At 77.4% G+C, this 3,618-nt stretch carries 4 protein-coding genes; 3 read left to right on the plus strand and 1 reads right to left on the minus strand.

What is annotated here, in order from left to right; genetic code table 11:
• Together AC0CYZ_RS10960 and AC0CYZ_RS10965 are read left to right on the plus strand one after the other, a co-directional pair.
• A partial coding sequence (locus tag AC0CYZ_RS10960; protein ID WP_472215163.1) for an amidohydrolase family protein occupies nt 1–667 on the plus strand: 667 nt, incomplete at its 5' end.
• Nucleotides 664–1,926 (plus strand): DUF6986 family protein, encoded by a 1,263-nt coding sequence (locus AC0CYZ_RS10965; RefSeq protein WP_472215165.1) that lies wholly within the window; start codon nt 664–666, stop codon nt 1,924–1,926. The genes AC0CYZ_RS10960 and AC0CYZ_RS10965, both read left to right, overlap by 4 nt.
• A 5-nt stretch (nt 1,927–1,931) precedes the next feature.
• Here the strand turns inward: AC0CYZ_RS10965 and AC0CYZ_RS10970 are convergent, their stop codons facing one another.
• On the minus strand, nt 1,932–2,813 hold the full coding sequence (locus AC0CYZ_RS10970; protein ID WP_472215167.1) for an SDR family oxidoreductase: 882 nt from the start codon (nt 2,811–2,813) through the stop codon (nt 1,932–1,934).
• A gap of 88 nt (nt 2,814–2,901) precedes the next feature.
• Between AC0CYZ_RS10970 and AC0CYZ_RS10975 the strand changes: the two genes are divergently transcribed.
• The gene (locus tag AC0CYZ_RS10975) at nt 2,902–3,474 is read left to right on the plus strand and encodes a TetR/AcrR family transcriptional regulator (RefSeq protein WP_472215170.1); all 573 of its coding nucleotides are present in this window, start codon (nt 2,902–2,904) and stop codon (nt 3,472–3,474) included.
• Nucleotides 3,475–3,618: the final 144 nt, after the last annotated feature.

Raw genomic sequence — 3,618 nt, forward strand, 5'->3', positions numbered from 1 at the left:
CCTGGCCGAGGACGCCGACGAGGACACCTACTGCCTGGAGACCTTCGGGCGGCGGCCGGTGGACCAGTTCGAGGAGGTCGGCTGGCTGACCGACCGGGCCTGGGTCGCGCACTGCATCTTCCCGTCGGACGCCGAGATCGCGCGACTCGGCGCGGCGGGCGTCGGCGTGGCGCACTGCCCGTCGTCGAACTCGGTCCTGGGCAACACCCGCATCTGCCCCGTGAGCGACCTGCGCGCGGCCGGCGTGCCCGTCGGGCTGGGCTGCGACGGCTCGTCCTCCAACGACATCGCCTCGCTGTGGGTCGAGTCCCGGCACGCGATGCTGCTCGGGCGCGTGCGCGGCGGCCCGAAGGCGGCCTCGGCGCGGCAGGTCCTGGCGATGGCCACCCGCGACGGCGCCCGCTGCCTCGGCCGCGACGGCGAGATCGGGCAGCTGACGCCGGGCGCCGCCGCCGACATCGCGGTGTGGCCGCAGACCGGGCCGGCCTTCGCCGGGGCGCTCTCCGACCCCGTGGCGGCGTGGCTGCGCTGCGGGCCGACCGTCGCGCGGCACACCGTGGTGGCCGGCCGTCCGGTGGTCCGCGACGGCGTGGTCACCGCGCCGGGTCTCGACGACGTCCTCGCCCGGCACCGGGAGGCGGCGACCCGGCTCCAGGGGGCCCGGTGACGGACCCCCGTGCCAGCGAAGCGTCGACGCTTGCAGCCAGTGGCAGGAAATCCGCTTCGTCACCCGGGCTCTCCGACGGCCTGCTCGACGCACTCGACACCCGCCTCGCCGTCACCGACGCCGCCCTCGACGCCGACGAGGCCGCCCGCGCCCGCCTCGCCGCCCGACCGCCCGAGCCGGTCCACGTCTGCTACGTCCCCGCCGACCGGGTCAGCGCCCGCACCGCCACCGACTGGGGCGACGAGGCCGCCGCCGTCCTCGAGCGCCACGCCGACGACCCCGGCCTGCCCGACGCCCTCGGCCTCGACCCCGACGCCCTCCGCGAGGTCCTGCCCCGGGTCTCCCGCACCCTCGCCGAGCAGCCCGTCGCCGACCTGCGCGCCGACCTCGAGGACGGCTACGGCCTCCGCGACGACGCCGAGGAGGACGCGGCCGCGGGCGCGGCCGGAGCGGCCGTCGCCGCGATGCTGAGCGGCCCGAGGGCCCCCCGCCGCGCCGGACCGCGCGTGAAGTCGATGGAGCGCGCCACCCGACGTCGCGGGTTGCGCTCGTGGGCGCTGTTCGTCGACGCGTACGTGCGGGCCGGCGGCGACCCCGCCCGGCTGCGCGTCACGCTGCCGAAGGTGTCCGCCCCGGAGCAGGTGACGGCGTTCGTCGAGGCCACCGCCGCGCTCGAGGCCCACCACGGGATCGGACCCGTCCCGGTGGAGCTCCAGATCGAGACCGCGCGCGGCGCGCAGCGGGTCGACGCGCTGGTCGCCGCCGCCGGCCCTCGCGCCGCCGGCCTGCACTACGGCACCTACGACTACTCCGCCGGCCTCGGCATCGCCCCCGACCAGCAGCGCGCCGACCACCCCGCCGCCGAGCACGCGAAGTCCCTGATGCAGCTCGCCGGCGCCGCGGCGGGCGTCCCGGTGTGCGACGGGTCGTCGGCGATCCTCGCGGTCGGCGGCCGCGAGCAGGTGCTCGCCGCCTGGCGGATCCAGGCCCGCATCGTGCGGCGCGCCCTCGAGCTGGGGATCGGCCAGGGCTGGGACATGCACCCGGCGATGGTGCCGGCCCGCCTCGCCGTCGTGACCGCCTTCCACCGCGCCGGGCTGGACGCGGTCGTCGGCCGGCTGCGCGCCTACCGCGACGGCGCGTCGGAGGGCGTGCTCGACGAGCCCGCCACCGAGCGTGCGCTGGTCGGGTTCCTGCGCCGCGGCCTGGCGTGCGGGGCGGTCGACGACGACGAGGTCGGGTCGCTGCTCGGGGCCTGACGCCCTCAGGGCTCGAGGTTCTCCAGGTCCGCCAGCTGACCGGGGTGCGTCGGCGCCCACCCGAGCGCCTCCCGGGTGTGGCGGCTCGACGCCGGCTGGTCCATCGCGAAGATCGGCCCGAACGGGCCGAAGTCCTCCTCGGGCCGCGACTCGACGGGCAGCTCCAGCCGCCGCCCGATCACCGTCGCGAGGTCGCGCACCGCGTCGCCCTCGTCGGCCACCGCGTGCCAGGACGTCCCGGCCGGCGCCGACTCGAGGGCCAGCCGGAAGAGGACCGCGGCGTCGAGGGCGTGCACGGCCGGCCAGCGCTGCGTCCCGTCGCCCGGGTAGGCCGCCACGCCGGTGCGGCGCGCCTGGTCGGTGAGCAGGCCGGCGAACCCGCCCAGCCCGTCGCGGTGCACCGTCCGCGGCATCCGCACGGCCGTGGCGCGCACCCCCTGGGGTGCCAGCGCGAGCAGCGTGTTCACGGACCGGCCGCGGCCGCCGACGACGCCGTCGGTCGGCAGCGGATCGGCCTCCGTCGACGGGCGGCCCGGGATCCAGGGCGTCCCCGAGACGGTGGCGATCGGCCGTCCGCTCCCGAGCAGCGCCTCGCCGAACGCGGCGAGGGCGGCGCCGTCCTCGGCGACCGACCGCGCGAGGGCCTCGGCGCTCGAGTAGTCCGCGCCGAACGCCAGGTGGACCACGCCGTCGGCCTGCGCGACCCCGGCGCGCAGCACGTCGAGGTCCGCCACCCCGCCCCGCAGCGCCTCGGCGCCGGCCTTCTCGACGGCCCGGACGGACTCGTCGGAGCGGGCGAGCGCCAGCACGGTGTGGCCGTGGTCGAGCAGCTCGGCCACGACGGCCGAGCCGATCGTGCCGGTACCGCCGGTGACGAAGACGTGCATGGGATGCTCCCGCCGATCGGTGATGCGACTTGGTCTCATCAACGTAGCACCATGACGAGACCGTGTCTCATCGCTAGGCTCCGAACTCGTGGCGCGCTGGGAGCCGGACTCGCGGATGCGGCTGGTGCGCGCCGCGATCGACCTGTTCGCCGAGCAGGGATACGACGACACGACGGTCGCCGAGATCGCGGCGCGGGCGGGCCTGACCAAGGCCACGTTCTTCCGGCAGTTCCGCGACAAGCGCGAGGTGCTCTTCGCCGGGCAGGACGCCCACAGCAGCCTGCTCGCCGAGGGCGTCGCGGCGGCGCCGGAGGGCGCCACCCCGCTGGAGCTCGTCGCCGCCGCCCTCGACCGGGTGACGGGGAGCTTCGTCGAGGAGCAGCGCGGGTTCGGGGCCCGGCTCCGTGCGGTCGTGGCCTCCCACGACGAGCTGGTCGAACGGGACGCGTTCAAGCGGGCCGGCCTCGCTGCGGCCCTGCGCGCGGCGCTGCGCGAGCGGGGGATCGCGGACACCCCGGCCGGGCTGGCCGCGGACCTCGGGGTGGAGGCCTTCCACCGGGCCTACGCGCGGTGGAGCGACGGGACGGGGGCGGAGAGCTTCGGTGGTCTCGCCCGCGCCGAGCTCGACGCGCTGCACGCGGCGGCGGTCGCGCTGACCTGACGGCGTGGCCGCCCCCGACCTACAGTGGGCGGTCGGCACCGTGGCCGCCCGCCCAGACCCGATCCGCCACGGAGGTCCGCGATGTTCACCGTCCCGACCGTCGACCTCGCGCCGTACGTCGACCCCGACGGCGATCCCGACGCC

The sequence above is a fragment of the Actinomycetospora sp. genome, assembly GCF_055612215.1.

Bases quoted from the DNA above. Each gene is read 5' to 3' on its own strand.
- AC0CYZ_RS10970 (WP_472215167.1), bottom strand. From the start codon at position 2,813: ATGCACGTCTTCGTCACCGGCGGTACCGGCACGATCGGCTCGGCCGTC.